This window comes from Pseudomonas sp. NFACC02 (assembly GCF_900110765.1).
Classification (GTDB): Bacteria; Pseudomonadota; Gammaproteobacteria; order Pseudomonadales; family Pseudomonadaceae; genus Aquipseudomonas.
Map to the genome: position 1 here is coordinate 192761 of NZ_FOEO01000005.1, position 17153 is coordinate 209913.

14 protein-coding genes are annotated in these 17153 nt (G+C 60.0%); 9 read left to right on the forward strand and 5 right to left on the reverse strand.

The features are described 5' to 3' along the window. Positions 1–356 precede the first annotated feature (356 nt). Positions 357–1247 carry a pseudouridine synthase gene (locus BMY73_RS07215; RefSeq protein WP_092406097.1) on the forward strand — a complete coding sequence of 297 codons (891 nt, stop codon included), beginning with the start codon at positions 357–359 and terminating at the stop codon, positions 1245–1247. Between the two features lie 1065 nt (positions 1248–2312). Here the strand turns inward: BMY73_RS07215 and BMY73_RS07220 are convergent. Then, a complete protein-coding gene (locus tag BMY73_RS07220; protein WP_092406099.1) occupies positions 2313–3347 on the reverse strand; it encodes a LacI family DNA-binding transcriptional regulator in 1035 nt (344 codons plus the stop codon). A gap of 231 nt (positions 3348–3578) precedes the next feature. On the opposite strand from BMY73_RS07220, the gene BMY73_RS07225 reads away from it, so the two are divergent. After that, complete coding sequence (locus tag BMY73_RS07225) at positions 3579–4472, forward strand: DMT family transporter (protein WP_082060935.1); 894 nt, start codon at positions 3579–3581, stop codon at positions 4470–4472. A gap of 12 nt (positions 4473–4484) precedes the next feature. Here BMY73_RS07225 and BMY73_RS07230 read toward each other — a convergent pair whose 3' ends face one another. Then, entirely contained in the window at positions 4485–5381 is an 897-nt protein-coding gene (locus BMY73_RS07230) for a DMT family transporter (protein WP_062387398.1), read from the reverse strand. A 132-nt stretch (positions 5382–5513) separates the two neighbouring features. On the opposite strand from BMY73_RS07230, the gene BMY73_RS07235 reads away from it, so the two are divergent. The 4 genes from BMY73_RS07235 (at position 5514) to BMY73_RS07250 (ending at position 10751) form a co-directional block, all read left to right on the forward strand. After that, positions 5514–6848, forward strand: a complete 1335-nt coding sequence (locus BMY73_RS07235; protein ID WP_062387395.1) for an aminotransferase-like domain-containing protein — start codon at positions 5514–5516, stop codon at positions 6846–6848. Positions 6849–7024: 176 nt separating this feature from the next. Further along, positions 7025–7708, forward strand: a complete 684-nt coding sequence (locus tag BMY73_RS07240) for a hypothetical protein (protein ID WP_062387392.1) — start codon at positions 7025–7027, stop codon at positions 7706–7708. A 312-nt stretch (positions 7709–8020) separates the two neighbouring features. After that, positions 8021–8431 (forward strand): ester cyclase, encoded by a 411-nt coding sequence (locus tag BMY73_RS07245; protein WP_062387546.1) that lies wholly within the window; start codon positions 8021–8023, stop codon positions 8429–8431. Between the two features lie 121 nt (positions 8432–8552). Next, a complete protein-coding gene (locus tag BMY73_RS07250; protein WP_092406101.1) occupies positions 8553–10751 on the forward strand; it encodes a putative bifunctional diguanylate cyclase/phosphodiesterase in 2199 nt (732 codons plus the stop codon). On the opposite strand, the gene BMY73_RS07255 is transcribed toward BMY73_RS07250, so the two are convergent. Further along, on the reverse strand, positions 10748–11209 hold the full coding sequence (locus BMY73_RS07255) for an NUDIX hydrolase (RefSeq protein WP_092406103.1): 462 nt from the start codon (positions 11207–11209) through the stop codon (positions 10748–10750). The genes BMY73_RS07250 and BMY73_RS07255 overlap by 4 nt on opposite strands. A 204-nt stretch (positions 11210–11413) precedes the next feature. Between BMY73_RS07255 and yghU the strand changes: the two genes are divergently transcribed. Beyond that, the gene (yghU, locus tag BMY73_RS07260) at positions 11414–12253 is read left to right on the forward strand and encodes a glutathione-dependent disulfide-bond oxidoreductase (RefSeq protein ID WP_062387544.1); all 840 of its coding nucleotides are present in this window, start codon (positions 11414–11416) and stop codon (positions 12251–12253) included. Between the two features lie 902 nt (positions 12254–13155). Here the strand turns inward: yghU and BMY73_RS07265 are convergent. Continuing rightward, on the reverse strand, positions 13156–13509 hold the full coding sequence (locus BMY73_RS07265; protein WP_062387382.1) for a hypothetical protein: 354 nt from the start codon (positions 13507–13509) through the stop codon (positions 13156–13158). 273 nt (positions 13510–13782) lie between these two features. On the opposite strand from BMY73_RS07265, the gene BMY73_RS07270 reads away from it, so the two are divergent. Together BMY73_RS07270 and BMY73_RS07275 are read left to right on the forward strand one after the other, a co-directional pair. Continuing rightward, complete coding sequence (locus BMY73_RS07270) at positions 13783–15987, forward strand: OsmC domain/YcaO domain-containing protein (RefSeq protein ID WP_092406105.1); 2205 nt, start codon at positions 13783–13785, stop codon at positions 15985–15987. 103 nt (positions 15988–16090) lie between these two features. Continuing rightward, positions 16091–16525 (forward strand): GFA family protein, encoded by a 435-nt coding sequence (locus BMY73_RS07275; RefSeq protein ID WP_062387541.1) that lies wholly within the window; start codon positions 16091–16093, stop codon positions 16523–16525. Between the two features lie 49 nt (positions 16526–16574). On the opposite strand, the gene BMY73_RS07280 is transcribed toward BMY73_RS07275, so the two are convergent. Further along, positions 16575–17078: a thioredoxin family protein gene (locus BMY73_RS07280; RefSeq protein ID WP_092406159.1), complete on the reverse strand. Its 504-nt coding sequence runs from the start codon at positions 17076–17078 to the stop codon at positions 16575–16577. Positions 17079–17153: the final 75 nt, after the last annotated feature.

Below are 17153 nucleotides of genomic sequence, written 5' to 3' on the forward strand. Positions count from 1 at the left end.
ACAAACGCTGAAAACGAAAAAAGCCCGTCGAGGACGGGCTTTCTTTTTATGAGTTCAGGTCCGGCAGGCGTTTTCGAAGTCGACCTTTAAACGGGTCTGTTACGTTCGGTTTCGCGCCTGCTTGCCGATTTCGAAACATTTTAGAACAAATCAAATGCAGCATCTACCGCTGTCATGTAGATGTCAGACAACTGGTACGGGATAAGCATGCGACATATCGTCACGCGCGTGCGTATCGCCCATAAACGCGCGCCCTGACAGGGGGAACGTTGGTGGGCGCCGTTGCTCGCACAAGCTCGGGTGCTGGGTGATAATGCAGCGCTTGTCGCGTCTGTCATCCCGATCCTGAGTTGCCCATGTCCGAATCTGTCTTCACGCCCGCCGTTCTTCAGGCCAGCACCCTTTATTTACCGCCCGGACCTTGGCGAACGGTACTCGATTGCCTGTGCGAGCGTTTCAGTGCCATTCCTCGAGAGCAGTGGCTGGACCGTATTGCCCGTGGTCGCGTGCTGGACGGTGAAGGGAATCCGATCGCCATGGATCTGGCGTATCGCGAGGGGCTGCGCATTCATTACTTTCGTGAAGTGCCTAACGAAACGCCTATCCCGGTGCAGGAAACGATCCTGTATGCCGACGAACACCTGGTGGTCGCTGACAAACCACATTTCCTGCCCGTAACGCCCGCCGGCGAATACGTCGAACAGACGTTGCTGCGGCGTTTGATTCGCAGGCTCGACAATCCGGACCTGGTGCCGTTGCACCGGATCGATCGACACACGGCGGGCCTGGTGCTGTTCGCTGCGAACAAGCAAACCCGCTCGGCCTATCAAGCCCTGTTTCCCACCCGACAGATCGATAAGCGATACGAGGCCATTGCCCGCGCGCTGCCCGAACTTGAGTTCCCGCGGGTACACAGAAGTCGACTGGTCGATGGCGAGCCGTTCTTCCGCATGCAGGAAGGGGAAGGGCAGAGCAATACCGAAACCCGGATCGACGTGTGCGAGAAAAACGGCGGACTGTGGCGCTATGGTTTATACCCGGTGACGGGCAAGAAGCATCAGCTGCGTGTGCATATGGCGGCGCTGGGAGCGGGAATCTGTAACGACCCTTTCTATCCCGAGGTCATCAAGGACGCGGTGGACGACTACCAAAAGCCTTTGAAGCTGTTGGCTCAAGGTTTGCGCTTTGTCGATCCGGTGACCGGTCAGGCGCGTTTTTTCGAGAGCGGGATTACGCTGGATTGGTGAAAGGCTGCGCACGGCCTGGGTCATTGATCCCGTACCGGTTGAGCGGGCGAGTACCGCACTCGCAGATTTCAGGACCGCTGCGCGCTCCATCGCGGCCGTCGTAACCTCCGACTGCTCCCACGCCCTTCGGGCAGAAGCGGAACCGCCGATTGTCCCTACGCCCTGCGGACAGAAGTGGAGTTGCGAGTGATGCCGGGTCGCGAGTCGACGGTATGCCACCTGCCGTTGATTCTGGGCGCAGCGCGTAGCGACTGTCTTCCTTCCATCAAGTGTGCAGCCTCTAAATAGGCTTCTGCCTCAAGCCGTGGCTTGTCCCGCGATCTGGCGCGCAGCGGCAGCAAAACCAGACGACTCAATCGTGCCTGAAACCCCGCATGCACAGGTCTTGCTGCCGGTTCCCGGCAGATCGCGGGCAAGCGCGCTCCTACAGGGTGGGATGCGGACGACGGATGCACGCATCAAAGAAAGCGAGGAGCGTTAGCTCCAGCCCGAGCTGTTCATATGCGCGACAGTCCAGACACCACAAATCGCGACTTGGGTGCAGGCCAAACGCAGACGACGCGCAGTGGGCCGAGCGGCAGGGAAGCCGCGAGAGCGCCGTCAGGGCATGGATGCCCGTTCGGCGCGGGCCCACGGAGCGTCGTCGGAGTGCGGGTACCCGACGAACGAGGGCCAAACCAGGAGCCGGGCACTTTTGGTTACTTTTGGTGCCTTTTCAAAAGTGACCCGCCGGAGGGGCGGAAAGGTGATTCGGCGCCACCCGAGAAAATGGATCTGCCCACCCTCCCAACGCCAACCCCCACGAACCTAACAAACCCACCGCAAACCTCAAAAACTAAAAAGCCCTAACGTCGTCTACGTTTAGCCTGCCCCCAAGTCCCGTTCAGTGGTGCCTGAATTTTCTCGGTAAGAAGATCAGAAGCAGACCGCCGCGTTGCTTTTGATTCTGCCGGAGGCGTAGCGTGGCTTGTCTCTGGACCGCATCCGGACGACCCGGCGCGAAGCGGCAGTCAACCCGGCGAGCACCGGCATCCTCGACGGAAGGTGTCGTTGCCAGGCTACGTGTCAGGTACTCTCCCGCGCCAGGATTTCGTACCCTGTCACCACCACCTCGGAAGGTCGGGGCAGGCCTTCGCGACGGGCGTTGGCGCCTGCCAGCAAAAGTTCACCTGCTCGACGCCCGATGTCATAGGGGGCTACCGCGATCGTGGTGATGCTAGGCGTGCAGTAACGTGAGACTTCGAAGTCGCCGAATCCGGCCACGGCGATGTCGCGCGGGACATTCAGGCCACGGCGATGGCATTCCATGATTGCGCCGAACGCTGACAGGTCGCTCACGCACATCACGGCGTCCGTGTCGGGCCATTTCGCTAGCAGCAGCGCCACGGATTCGCCGCCATGACTCATGGTGATCGGCGATTCGCCGTGTTCGATGACGCGTGGCTCCAGGCCCAGTGCAGTCAACGCCAGCAGGTAACCCCGCTGGCGTTGTTGGCCGCGATGGTCGAGCATCGAAGCGCCGCCGATGAAGGCAATGCGCCGATAACCCTTGTCATGCAGATGACGAACCAGGGTCGCGGCGGCTTCGGCGTTGGAAAATCCCACGGATTGTTCGATGGGGTCGTCCGGCACATCCCAGGTTTCGACCACCGGAACCTGCGCCTGACGCAGCATCTGCCGGGTGCTGTCCAGATGAGCACTGCCGGTGAGCATGACCCCCAGCGGTCTGTGCCGCAACAGGGTGCGGACCAGGAGTGCTTCCTGTTCAAGGTGGTAGTCAGTGTCGCCGAGCAACAGGCACAACCCCTGTTTGCTGACCACATCGTTAAGGCCTCGCACGGTGTCGGCGAAGTTGGAGCTGACCAGCGACGGCACCAGCGCGACAACGAACTCGGAGCGTCCGCTCGACAGCATCCCGGCCGAGGCGTCCGGCAAGTAACCGAGGGTGTCGATCGCGGCTTGTACCCGTTGAGTCGTGGAGGGTGACACATCTCGTCCGGCCAGCACCCGCGACACGGTCATCTTGGAGACGCCGGCCAGTTTGGCGACATCGGCCATTCGCGGCACGGCGCCGGATTTTTCGGATTCCTTGACACTCATATCGTGTGGCGACTTCCTGAACGGGACGGGCGAGGGCGGGCAATAAAGCGCGCATGGAGGCGATTATATAGGCTGGAATCAGCGTCGGGTCGCTGCTGCGCATCTCGTGCGCGTTTTCAGACTGCGCAAGGTTGCGCAAACCCGGCAGTTTAGGCAGCGCATTGGACGCGGCGCCTGCTTGTGGTCTACTCCGCCCTGTCTCCGTCACTCACTCCCTCGCCGGTTGGCCCGATGAATTCCTCTACCGATTCTCACCGTCATGTCATCGGCATGTGGTTGATGGCCAGCGTGGCGCTGGCGTTCGCCAGTCATGACACGGTGTCCAAAGTGCTGATTCTTGCGCTGCCCGTGATATTCGTGGCCTGGGCGCGCTACTTGATTCACACCGTGCTGGTGACCAGCGTCATCCTCAGCAACCGCATCAAGAGCGGGGAAAAACAGGTATTTCACACCCAACGTCCTTGGTTGCATCTGCTCCGGGCGGTGGTGCTGCTGGCCGACAGCCTGACCTTTTTATTCGGCCTCACCCATGTGCCGCTGGCGGAGTCGACAGCGTTGGTGTTTCTCGCGCCGGCTTTCGTCACGCTCCTGTCGCCCCTGCTGTTCGGCATCAAGGCGGACCGGTTGCAATGGCTGTCGGTGATCGTTGGCTTCGTCGGTGTGCTGGTGGTGATCGATCCGACGGGTGATGGCTTTTCGCTGTGGATGTTGTTTCCGCTGGCGACAGCATTCTTCTTCGCGTTGTATCAACTGCTGACGCAGCTGGCGAGCGAGTCCGACAGCCCGTGGGTGTGCAGCTTTTACGTCGGTGTGTTCAGCACTGCATTGTTGAGTCTGATCGTGCCGTTCTACTGGGTGTCGCCCAGTGCGTCGCAATGGCTGCTGCTGTTGATGCTGGGTGGCATGGGGCTGTCGGCGCACTTCCTGATTTCCAAGGCGTATCAGTACGCGTCGTCCTCCTTGCTCGCGCCGCTGGGGTACTTGCAGATCGTGTTCGCCACCGGATACGGCATGGTGTTTTTCGACAGTTACCCGGTCATGTCGTCAGTGTTCGGCATGGTGCTGATCTGCCTGAGCGGGTTGCTGGTGTACGTCAAGCGCGCATCGAACGCCCTGGCCAACTGAGCCCGCTCGGGGTCATCGGGAAAACCGTCGCGCACCCGCCACACACAGAATCACGGTGACGGTCACTGCCAGCATGCCGAGGCTGACCTGCTCGTGCAGCAGGGTCGCGGCCAGGGCCAGTCCGAAAAACGGTTGCAGCAATTGAAGCTGGCCGACGGCGGCAGTGCCGCCCTGTACCAGGCCCCGATACCAGAACACGAACCCGATCAGCATGCTGAACAACGATACGTACCCCAGGCTGAGCCAGGCGGGCAGCGAAATGTGCGCAAGCGAAGGCGGTAGGGTGAGCGCGGTCAGCGGCAGCATGACAGGCAGTGACAGCACCAGTGCCCAGCAGATTACCTGCCATCCGCCCAGTGTCTTCGAGAGTTTCGCACCTTCGGCGTAACCCAGCCCGCACACCAGAATCGCCAGCAGCATCAGCAGGTCGCCGACGGGGGAGGCCGTCAGCCCCTGCGACACGGCGAAGGCCACTACCACTGCACTCCCCAGTGTCGAAAACACCCAGAACACCGGTCTCGGACGCTCGCCACCTCGCAATACAGCAAAGGCGGCAGTGGCCAACGGCAGCAGGCCGACAAACACGATCGAGTGTGACGAGGTTACGTATTGCAGGGCCAAGGCGGTCAGCAGGGGAAAGCCGACCACCACGCCCAGGGCGACAATGAACAAGGGCAGCAGTTGAGACCTCTCAGGGCGTTTCTGTTTCAGCAACAGGAGGATGCACAGTGCCGTGGCGCCTGCGATGGAGGCTCGGGCCACGGTGAGAAAGACCGGCGCAAACTCCAGTACCGCGATGCGGGTTGCCGGCAGCGAACCACTGAAGATGATCACGCCGATCAGTCCGTTGAGCCATCCACTGGATGCCTTTTCGGTGTTGCGGTGCTGCAGGGGCGATGCCTGTTCCATGTGCGACGGACTCGATGATGACCGGTACACGAGGTGCGATGAATGTCGCGTTCGCTGAAGCGGTCGGTTGTGCGAGCCAATCCTAGGGCGCAGAATCATGACAATCAAAAAATTGTCATGGATACACCACGTATGCCTCGGGCCCGCTACAAATCCATCGTCGATCACTTCGCGAGTGAAATCGCGTCCGGTGCGTTACCGCCCGGTACGCGTTTACCCACTCATCGGCAGCTCGCCGAACAGCAGGGGCTGGCGCTGGTGACGGCGTCCAGGGTTTACGCCGAGCTGGAGGCGATGGGCCTGGTCAGCGGTGAAACCGGGCGGGGAACGTTTGTCCGGGAAATCGCCCTGCCGCTCAGCCACGGCGTTGATCAACAGGCCACGACCGCGGGCATGCTGGACCTCAACTTCAACTACCCGGCGTTGCCCGGGCAGGCTGAGTTATTGCGTGGCGGCTTGCGGCAGTTGGCATTGTCCGGCGATCTGGAAGCGTTGTTGCGCTATCAACCCCACGCCGGACGAGGGCATGAGCGCGCGTGCATTGCCCGGCATCTGGCTGACCGAGGGTTGACGGTCGAACCCGAGGAGCTGTTGATCGTCAGCGGCGCGCAGCACGGCCTGGCCACCGCAGTGATGGCGTTGCTGAAACCGGGGGATGTGGTGGCGGTCGATGCGCTGACGTATTCCGGTTTCAAGGTCATCGCCGAGGCGTATCGGCTGGAACTGGTGCCGATACCGCTGACAGAACATGGCCCGGATCTGGCGGGGCTGGAGACGCTGTGTCACAAGCGACGGATCAAGGCCGTCTACACGATGCCGACTTTGCACAACCCCATGGGCTGGGTAATGGATTTGCCATGGCGCGAGCGTCTGGTCGGGATCGCGCGGGCTCACGGCTTGATGCTGATCGAAGACGCAGCTTACGCCTTCCTCGCCGACAGACCGCCAGCGCCCCTGAAGGCGTTGGCGCCGGAGCTCACGGTGTATGTATCAGGCTTCTCCAAGAACATCGCCACCGGTTTGCGAGTGGGGTATGTGGTCGCGCCACTGCAATGGGTGCCTGCCATGGAGCGGGCGATCAGGGCGACGACCTGGAACACGGCGGGTGTCATGACGGCGCTGGTGTGTGGCTGGATCGAGGACGGCACCGTCGCCAGGCTGGAAGCGCAGAAGCGCGACGATGCCCGGTATCGCCAGAAGCTGGCCACGAAGGCGCTGGCAGGTCTGGGGTTTATCCGCCATCCAGCCTCGTATTTTCTGTGGTTGCCGTTGCCTGAGGAGGTACGTGCCGATCAGGTGGCGGTTGCGCTTCTGTCGGAGAATATCGCTGTGTCGACCGCTGAGCCGTTCTCGATTTCCAGCCCGGTGCCCCATGCCCTTCGTCTGGCCTTGGGTTCTCTCGAGCCGGACGCGTTAGTGGAGGCATTGCATAAAGTTCGCCAGGTCATCGGCAACTTTGCCTGGTGAGTTAGTCTGGATAAGTCTATTGAAAAGTTGTTTTATTCAGGAAAACGTAAAGGACTTTCTCTGTTCAGATACCATTCGTGAAATCGATAGTTAACATTAAGGATTGAGAGTTCTTTTTTTCCAGCAAAGGAGGAGGATAGAGCCATACCGAACTGGCTTCAGAAGGATGTACCGCGATGAGAATTTCAACCTTGCTGACTCTTGTCGCTGTACTGGCAGGTGGCGCCGCTGCCACCGTTCCGGCCTACGCTTCCGACTACGTTTCCAAAGAGCAGGCATGCCATTTCCTGCCCATGGCGGACAGCACGTTCGCCTTGAAGCACACGCAGTCTGTCGGTGTTCTTTACAGTGAAAACACGGTCGCCACCCTTGAGTACCTTGAGCGCTACCATGCCGTGGCGTTGAAAGGGGTCAGGAACGGCGCACTGGACTCTCGTATTCGCAACGCTTTCGTCAACAGCTCTGATCCCAAGTTGGCCATTGAGTGGTTGCACGGTTCGCTGGAAAAGGAATTTGCCTCGGTCACGCTTTACGACAACCTTGATGCGTTGATGCAGGCGCGTCCCGATGTGGTGGTGATGCTCGACACCTACAGCCAGTTGGTGACCCAACGTAACAGTCAGGTCGAGGCGCGGTTTATCGCCAAGTTCTACGACTCGAATCTGCAGTACATTGGCAAGGCGGAAGGCACAGGGGAGAAGGCGCTGACATCGGTCTGGGTACATGACAAGGCTGCGCCGGAAATCGCCGCTCAGATCGATTCGCAACGTGATCTGCAGATCAATGCCCTGAAACAGTTCGACCTGTCGCTTAAAGCGCTGGTGAACTCGGGTGAGGTGGCTCAAGTTGCGGGTAACTGACCTTCTGCTGAATAAAGAACCGCTGGTCTTAACGACGGCGGTTTTTTTGTCTGTGTGATCCGGCCTGTTCATCAAAGATTGGGTTCAACCTCCCGGGTCACCGAAAATCCCGGTGGGAGTGAGCCTGGTCTGGGCGGTGTTCCGACGAATGCGGTGGTTCTGCACCATCAACAGTGACTGACACGCCGCATGCGCGAACGTCCCTGGGCCACGCTGAGACTGTCCACAGACAGACGGGCTCTGGAACTATCATGTCCGGCGCACGCCCTAAACTGGCGAATGCTCAAGTCGCCGCTACAAAGGGGGCTGCCCGTGAACAAGCAGGAACTCAGCGATCGCTATCGCGGTTATATCGACTGTCTCAATCGTCAGGACTGGCCCGCGCTGGGTGAGTTTGTCGATCAGGACGTTCATTACAACGGTCAACGCATCGGCCTATCCGGCTATCGGACGATGCTCGAGAACGATTTTCGAGCGATCCCGGACCTTCGATTCAATATTGACCTGCTGATCAGCGATCCACCGCACGTGGCCGCGCGGCTGTGTTTCGACTGCACCCCGGCAGGAGAACTGTTCGGCCTGCCGATCAACGGACGCCGCGTCCAGTTTACGGAAAACGTGTTCTACATGTTCCGGCAGGGGCGGGTTTACAACGTCTACTCGGTCATCGACAAGGCCGCCATCGCATCGCAGCGTGTTCCTGCGGAGTCAAATGACGGCTAGCCCCTGCATAAACAGCCGGTTACGATAGCCATTCGCAATCATTGGCCGGTACGACGAGGCGTTTCGTCGATCGAGCCTGAGGCGCTGCCTATCGTTTTTCCCGGTGTATTCAGGTGTCCGCATGCCCACATTCACGCCCACGCTGACCGGCTGGGTCGCTACCCGTCGAAGTCGACAGCTGATTCTGCGCCTTTTCCCGGCGTTGGGTGCGCTGCTTTTGCTGATCGGCCTGGGCGGCTACCTGCTGGTCAAGAATGCGCTCAGTCAGGACCTGGATGTGCAGCAGCGTTCGCGCATATTCATCTCGCGCACCCTGGAGCAGGTGCGTAACGAGGTCGGGCGCAACATCATCAATTACGCCAAGTGGGGCGAAGCGTACAAACACCTGCACATCACCGTGGACAAGACCTGGGCCGACGACCAGCGCAACGTCGGACCCATCCCGTACGAGCTGTATGGCTACAACGGTGTGCTGGTCATCAATGCCCAGGACCGCACGGTGTACGCGGTCATCGACGGCAAGCCCTCGATGATGCAGGCCAGTGACTGGCTGGAAGGGGACTTGAGCGGGTTGATCGCCGACGCCCGGCAATCGACGCAGGAGAACGACGGTGTCGTGCGTGCTCTCAGGGTCGGTGGGCAGCCAGCGCTGGTCGCCGCCGCGACCATCAGCCCGGGTTGGGACCCGCTGATCCAGCCGGTGCCCGGACCGGCTTCGGTCATGATGTTCGTTATGGTGCTCGACACCGACAAGCTCGCCCATTTAAGTGAAACCTATGGATTGCCGACCATTTCCGTCGCCCCGGGGCCGCACCCCGACGGCGATTCGATGCCCTTGCTGGGGTCGGACATTCAGTTGAGCTGGATGCCGCCCAGGCCTGGCATGGACCTGCTGCGCCAGACGTTGCCCCTGTTCACCGCCGGTGTCCTGGCGCTGGCGATCGTGTTGACCATGCTGGTGCGATATGCGCTGACATCAGCGCGGCAGATCGACGCGCAGTTCGATGCCTTGCACGTCAGTCAGAAAGAACTCACGCAACTGTCGCTGCACGATTCGCTCACTGGATTACCCAACCGCTTTCGGCTTCATCAGTTTCTCAGCGAGCATCTGAACCGTGCCGTCACGTCGCCCCTCGCGGTATTGAGCCTGGACCTGGACCGCTTCAAGCCCATCAACGACGCGCTGGGTCACGCCTTTGGCGACCGGGTCTTGCAGGAGGTCGCCAAACGGCTTCTGCGCCATGTGCCTCCGGACAGCATGGTCGCGCGTCTGGGCGGCGATGAGTTCATCGTGGTGCGGCTCGGCCGTTTCGATCAGGCTGAAGTCGGGGCGTTGTGCGCAGCGCTGGTCGACGATCTGTGCCAGCCATTCGATCTGGACACGCAAACGGTGTTCATCGGCACCAGCATCGGCATCGCGCTGGCGCCGGTTCACGCGCGCACGCCCGCCGAACTGCTGAGAATGAGCGACATCGCGCTCTATCAGGCCAAGGCGGCGGGGCGCAACACCTGGCGATTTTATGTCGAGGGCATGAATGCTCACCTGTTGGCGCGCCAGCAACTTGAGCAGGAACTGCGTCAAGCGTTAGCCGATGAGCAACTGCGCCTTCACTATCAACCCCGCTACACGACCGTGACCGGTTCGCTGCGCAGCTTCGAGGCACTGGTGCGCTGGCAACATCCCGAGCGCGGTCTGTTGCCGCCCGACACCTTCATTCCACTGGCCGAGGAAACCGGCCTGATTCATCCGCTGGGGCGCTGGGTGCTGGATCATGCCTGTCGCGAGGCCATGAACTGGCCCAGTGAGATCGGACTGTCGGTCAACCTGTCGCCCGGTCAACTGGCGGAAAACGAGGACGTGGTGGCTGCCGTCAGCAACGCCCTGCACAGCAGCGGGTTGCCTGCGAGTCGTCTGGAACTGGAAATCACTGAGCGGGTCCTGCTTGACCACGCCCACAGCGCGCTGAAAACCCTTACTGCCTTGAGGGCGTTGGGCGTCCGTCTAAGTCTTGATGACTTCGGCACCGGCTTTTCGTCGTTGGCTTACCTGCGCAAGTACCCGCTGGACGGGATCAAGATTGATCGCAGTTTCATCTCGCACCTGGCCGAGCGCGGTAACGATCAGGCGATCGTTCAGGCCATGATCGGCCTGGGGCGCTCGCTGGGGATGACGGTGACCGCCGAAGGGGTGGAAACGCGAGAGCAACTCGAGTGCCTGCTGCGCCATCCGTGCGATGAGGTACAGGGTTTTCACTTCAGTAAAGCGCTGCCGGCTGATCAGTTGGGGCCACTCTTCGCCAGCGCCGCGGGCGGTGATTAAGACCGGGTCTGACGCGCGGCGGATCGTGCTTCGTCGGCCAGAAATTCGCGCAGCCGTTGCTGCAGATGGGGAATGGCCTGGTCCATCGCCAGGAAGGCGCTCACGCTCTTGATTTCCCAACGCTCCCCCTCGTCGCCAAATATCACTCGCTCGAAGGTTCCAGCCGGTACCTGGGCGACGAAGAACCAGGTGTCGAGACCGTTCATGCCCTGGCCGGGGTACACCCGTTTCCAGACGATCCAGCCCGGATCGAGTAGCAGACCGAACTCTTCGTGGGTTTCTCTCAGCGCGCATTGCTCGGCGGTCTCTTCGCCTTCCCGGCCACCCCCGGGCAGGTCCCACAGCCCGGGCCAGGGGATGGTGGCTTTGTCATCTCGCAGGTAGGTCAGCAGATGGCCTTCACACAACACGGCGATTTTGGCCCCGGAAAAGGGCGGGAGGGAGAGGGGCGCGGGCATGTGATCAATTGACCTCAAGGTGGCGATGGGAACAAAACGGCTTCGACGGCAGGCACTGAAATGTCACTTGAGGGGCGGCACGGTAAACACATACCCTGAACCGCTCTCACTCATGCCCGGTCTCATCATGACCCACAGTGTCGTCTCGCTGCGATGTCTGTGACGCAATGACTGACCATAATGGCCCACAAAGAGGTTCGTTTCGTGACTAAAGCAGCTTATGTCCCGCCAAAAGTCTGGAAAAACGAGGCCGCGTCCGGCGGCCAGTTTTCAAGCATCAACCGCCCCGTGGCCGGCCCCACTCATGAAAAGGTATTGCCTGTCGGCGAGCACGCCTTGCAGCTCTATTCGCTCGCCACGCCGAACGGTGTCAAGGTCACCATCATGCTCGAGGAGCTGCTGGCGCTAGGGCACAAGGACGCTGAGTACGATGCGTGGTTGATTCGCATCGGTGAAGGCGACCAGTTTTCCAGCGGCTTCGTTGACATCAACCCCAACTCCAAGATTCCTGCGTTGATGGACCACAGCGCCACGCCGCCGATTCGTGTGTTCGAGTCCGGCTCGATCCTGTTGTACCTCGCCGAAAAGTTTGGCGAATTTCTGCCGACCGACCTGGCCGGGCGTACTGAAACCCTGAACTGGTTGTTCTGGCAAATGGGCGCGGCGCCGTACCTAGGGGGCGGGTTCGGGCATTTCTATGCGTACGCGCCGGAGAAGATTGAGTACGCGATCAACCGTTTCACCATGGAAGCCAAGCGACAGTTGGACGTGCTGGATCGTCGCTTGAGCGAGAGCCCATACATGGCAGGCGACACCTTCACCATCGCCGACATTGCGATCTGGTCCTGGTATGGCCAGCTTGCCCTTGGCAACGTCTATTCAGCGGCCGAATTTCTGGCGACCGAGGAATACACCCACGTGCAGCGCTGGGCGAAAGAAATTGCCAAACGCCCCGCCGTGATCCGTGGCCTGCGGGTGAACCGGACCTGGGGCGATGAAGACAAACAGGTGCCAGAGCGGCATTCCGCGTCGGACATCAGCTGAGTGAAGCGGGGTCTAGGGTTAAGCTTCGATGTCACTGATGACCCCATTCGCCACTGTCGTAATCTCCAGCAGTTCCCACAGGTCTGAGGGCTGCCGCAAGCCTTGGGAACGTTGAATCACCTGTTTTCGGAAACGCCGCATTACCTGTGGGAGATTCTATGGTTCTCGAACCGGTGGTGTCGGTCCGGTTTCGAGAGTCGCGACGCCTGCCAGCATGCGCCACATCCCGGATGACGCGGAGCGTCATTGAATGTGTTACCACGCGGAGCGTCGTAACAATCAGCTTGCTCGCGATGGGAGTGAGCCAGTTTCATCAAAGGTGAATGACAAACCGCATTCGTCAGCAAGCTGACTCCCGCAGGTTCTATGTTTATCCAACGATTTCGGTATTGAATCTAACAGCGCAAAGCGCGCTATGGCTTTTGATCTTCATACCGCAGCAGGCCAGACACCACAAAGCGCGACTTGGGTGCAGGCCAAACGCAGACGACGCGCAGTGGGACGAGCGGCATGGATGCCGCGAGAGCGCCGTCAGGACATGGATGTCCGTTCGGCGCGGGCCCACGGAGTGTCGTCGGAGTGCGGGTACCCGACGCAGGAGGGCCAAGCCGGGAGCCTGACACTTGGCTGCCTCTTGAAACAAAGAGGGGTGTCCTTTCAAGTAACTCGCCGAAGGCGGAACAGTTTGGCCGTTAGGACAAACCACACCGTCAGCGTCAGCGTCACCCAACTAGTGGAAATGCGCACCATACAAGCCATCGGAGGTTACGACGGCCGCGAACGCGGTGGGTCAGGGGCAAATGAATGTGCTGATCCACCGCATTCGTCGGAATGCCGCCCAGACCACGCTCGCTCCCGGAAGAGGATGGGTCAGCCGCAAGGGAAAGCGGCTATCTCCGCCGTCAGCTTCTAAGATCAGTGCGCTTGTCGCCGGACGGCACTTTGTCCTTTTCATCCGGAAGAAACTCGCCCTCCAGTTGCAGTTCGCCAATGCGTGCGTCCAGCGCCTGCTTGACGTGGCTGACGGCTGGCTGGTCATGCAGATCATCAACGAGCAGCCACAAGCGGGGCAGGTTCTGAAAATACACGTCGTCGATTTCGACGTCCCGGGTCAGCTCACGGTCGGCCCGCCAGAGGCACACGCGTTGCGCGGTTTCCGGGTCCTGAGGCCAACGCTCCGAGGTTGTCAGCCAGACCTCGTGATAATCCTGCAGATCGATCTCTTCAAGCTTTTCCAGCGCAATAAATGTATTCACCGTGTCACCTTTCAGCGAGTGGATTCCTTAAGCACAGCGTCGCGCTCCGTGCCTGCCCCCCAGCATCAGCAGCGTTCCTGAGGCGTACAGGGTATAGGGCCGGATTTCTGCTTATGAGTTCCATGAATGTGCCGTTCGTCAGTCGTTCGATGATCGATCTGCCAGCACGCCGGTGCAGCGCCTGCCGACAGTGGGTGTCCGATGAAAACGAGACTTCCGGCTGAAAAGCCGGATAATGGCCGCCAAATCGTTTTCTCGTTTCGGTAATCCCCCATGGAAATCAAGGTCAACTTTCTCGACAACCTCCGACTTGAAGCCAAGTTTGACGACTTCACGGTGATTGCCGATCAGCCCATCCGCTACAAAGGCGATGGTTCTGCACCGGGGCCGTTCGACTACTTCCTGGCATCCTCGGCGCTGTGTGCCGCCTACTTCGTGAAGCTGTACTGCGACACGCGCGGCATCCCCACCGAGCACATTCGTCTCTCGCAAAACAACATCGTTGACCCTGAAAACCGCTATAACCAGATTTTCAAGATCCAGGTCGAACTGCCTGCCGACATCTCCGACAAGGACCGTCAGGGCATCCTGCGCTCCATCGACCGCTGCACCGTCAAGAAGGTCGTGCAGGCAGGGCCCGAGTTCGTGATCGAGGAGGTCGAAAACCTGGACGCCGATGCCCAGGCGCTGTTGATGCCGGCTTCGACCTCTGAGACCGGCACCTGCATCGCCGGCAAGGACCTGCCACTGGAGCAGACCATTGCCAACATGTCGGGCATCCTGGCGGGGCTGGGGATGAAGATCGAAATCGCTTCATGGCGCAATATCGTGCCCAACGTGTGGTCGCTGCACATCCGTGACGCTCACTCGCCGATGTGCTTCACCAACGGCAAGGGCTCCACCAAAGAAAGCGCACTCGCGTCGGCACTGGGGGAGTTCATCGAGCGCCTTAATTGCAACTTTTTCTACAACGACCAGTTCTGGGGCGAAGACATCGCCAATGCAGCCTTCGTGCATTACCCCGACGAGCGCTGGTTCAAGCCCGGTCCAAACGACGCGCTGCCGACCGAAATCCTCGACGACTATTGCCTGGCGATTTACAACCCTGACGGTGAACTGTCGGGATCGCACCTGTACGACACCAACTCCGGCAACACGCAACGCGGCATCTGCTCACTGCCTTTTGTTCGACAGTCCGATGGCGAAACCGTGTATTTCCCGTCCAACCTGATCGAGAACCTGTACCTGAGCAATGGCATGAGCGCGGGCAACACGCTGGCCGAAGCGCAGGTGCAGTGCCTGTCGGAAATCTTCGAACGGGCGGTCAAACGCGAAATCCTCGAGGGTGAAATGGCGCTGCCGGATGTGCCGCAGGACGTGCTGGCGAAGTACCCGAGCATTGTCGCCGGCATCAAGGGGCTGGAGGAGCAGGGCTTCCCTGTGTTGGTGAAGGACGCGTCGCTTGGCGGCGAGTTTCCGGTGATGTGCGTGACCTTGATGAATCCGCGTACGGGTGGTGTATTCGCCTCGTTCGGCGCCCACCCGAGCTTTGAAATTGCTTTGGAGCGCAGCCTGACCGAGTTGCTGCAGGGGCGCAGTTTCGAAAGCCTGAACGACCTGCCGCAGCCGACCTTCGAAGGCCAGGCGGTGATCGAGCCGAACAATTTCGTCGAGCACTTCATCGATTCCAGCGGTGTGGTGTCGTGGCGTTTCTTCAGTGCCAAACCGGATTTCGAATTCGTCGAGTGGGACTTCTCCGGCCACGGGGAGGACTCGAACGTCCAGGAAGCAGCCACGTTGTTCGGCATCCTCGAAGACATGGGCAAAGAAGTGTACATGGCCGTCTATGAGCACATCGGTGCGAAGGCCTGCCGCATCCTGGTGCCTGATTATTCGGAGATCTACCCGGTCGATGACCTGATCTGGGACAACACCAACAAGGCCCTGCAGTTCCGCGCCGACATCCTGAACCTGCACAATCTGAGCAAGGTGGGTTTGCGCACGCTGGCCAAGCGTCTGGAAGACAGCGGACTGGACGATTACACAGATATCACCACGTTGATCGGCATCGAGTTCGATGACAACACGCCGTGGGGGCAGTTGACCATTCTGGAGTTGAGGCTGCTGATCTACCTCGCGCTGCAGAAGTTCGAGCAGGCCAAGGATCTGGTGGAAGCGTTCCTGCAATACAACGACAACACCGTTGAGCGTGGTCTGTTTTATCAGGCCGTCAACGTCGTGCTGGAGACGGAACTGGACGACGATCTGGTGCTGGCCGACTACGAGGTGAACTTCCGTCGCATGTTCGGCAACGAGCGTATGGACGCCGCCATCGGCTCGGTAAACGGCAGCGTACGTTTCTACGGGCTTACGCCCACCAGCATGAAACTTGAAGGCCTCGATCGGCATCTACGGCTGATCGAAAGCTACAAGAAACTGCATTCGGCACGGGCCGCCGCGACGGCATCGTCCGGCTGATCGCAATGACAGGAAAAGCACCTTCGGGTGCTTTTTTGTCACGCGCACGGCGGGTGAGAATGCGCAAACACTCGCCGTTCTGAGGAAAAGGAGAGGGCCAATGATGAACAAAGACATAGAACGCATCAAAGGGCAGTGCCATTGCGGCACGGTACGGTTTGAGGTTCGGCTGACCGACGGGTTGCGCTCCGCGCGCCGTTGCAACTGTTCTTATTGCCGCATGCGGGGCGCGGTCGTGGTCAGTGCGCAATTGTCGGATCTGACGATCACCGCCGGGGAGCAGGCGCTGACGCTGTACCGGTTCAACACCGGTGCGGCGAAGCATTTCTTTTGTTCGGTCTGCGGCATTTACACCCATCATCAGCGCCGCTCGAGCCCCGATCAGTACGGTATCAACGTCGCGTGTCTGGACGGGATCAGCCCGTTTGATTTCGAAGAGGTGCCGGTCAATGACGGCATCCGCCATCCGCTGGACAACCCGGAACGGGGGAACGACGGCTTGGCGGGCACGCTGAGGTTCATTCCGAGCACGTCCTGACCCTCGCCAGAGTCTGCGAGTCATCTCTCCGCGCGCGGGATGATCAGGCTCAGACAGCGGTCTCAAAAATGTCGAGTAAATCCTGCACGGTGCTTTCCAGATAAGCGCCAGCCCGGTAATCCGGTTTTACGGCATCGCCGCCGTCGATGACGGCGCGCGGTCGTTCAATGAAGCGACCGACCGGCTGGAATTGCTCGTTCAGCACCAGCACGAACGGAATCGAAATCCGTTCCAGGTTCAGCCGTTGTTTCAACTCGTTTTCGGCGCGTCCCTTGGTAATGACCCCAAGGCTGATCTTCGGCTGGGTGCGTTGCAGGTAATCCATGACCGTGACGTTGATCTGGCAGTCGGGGCACCACATCTCGCCGGCCACCAGCAGATGGAAATGGCCTTTCACGTCTCGCAAGCGCTGGAGCGTGTTCGGCTTGATCACGTCGGGTTGGGCAATTTTGGCTTTGATCTCGTTCACGGCGCCGATTTCTGGCGGCAGGCCCCGGCGGACAAACGAGTCGAAGTCCTCGGCGAATTCGAACAGTTCCTGATACGACAACATGTTGATTGACTCGATGAAGGGCAGGGCCACATCCCAGCAGAATTGTGTGCCCGCGGCAACCGCTTGCAGGGGGGC

Coding starts and splice junctions, on each gene's coding strand:
- BMY73_RS07215 (WP_092406097.1), top strand. CDS start 357: ATGTCCGAATCTGTCTTCACGCCCGCCGTTCTTCAGGCCAGCACCCTT.
- BMY73_RS07220 (WP_092406099.1), bottom strand. CDS start 3,347: ATGAGTGTCAAGGAATCCGAAAAATCCGGCGCCGTGCCGCGAATGGCC.
- BMY73_RS07225 (WP_082060935.1), top strand. CDS start 3,579: ATGAATTCCTCTACCGATTCTCACCGTCATGTCATCGGCATGTGGTTG.
- BMY73_RS07230 (WP_062387398.1), bottom strand. CDS start 5,381: ATGGAACAGGCATCGCCCCTGCAGCACCGCAACACCGAAAAGGCATCC.
- BMY73_RS07235 (WP_062387395.1), top strand. CDS start 5,514: ATGCCTCGGGCCCGCTACAAATCCATCGTCGATCACTTCGCGAGTGAA.
- BMY73_RS07240 (WP_062387392.1), top strand. CDS start 7,025: ATGAGAATTTCAACCTTGCTGACTCTTGTCGCTGTACTGGCAGGTGGC.
- BMY73_RS07250 (WP_092406101.1), top strand. CDS start 8,553: ATGCCCACATTCACGCCCACGCTGACCGGCTGGGTCGCTACCCGTCGA.
- BMY73_RS07255 (WP_092406103.1), bottom strand. CDS start 11,209: ATGCCCGCGCCCCTCTCCCTCCCGCCCTTTTCCGGGGCCAAAATCGCC.
- BMY73_RS07270 (WP_092406105.1), top strand. CDS start 13,783: ATGGAAATCAAGGTCAACTTTCTCGACAACCTCCGACTTGAAGCCAAG.
- BMY73_RS07275 (WP_062387541.1), top strand. CDS start 16,091: ATGAACAAAGACATAGAACGCATCAAAGGGCAGTGCCATTGCGGCACG.
- BMY73_RS07280 (WP_092406159.1), bottom strand. CDS start 17,078: ATGTTGTCGTATCAGGAACTGTTCGAATTCGCCGAGGACTTCGACTCG.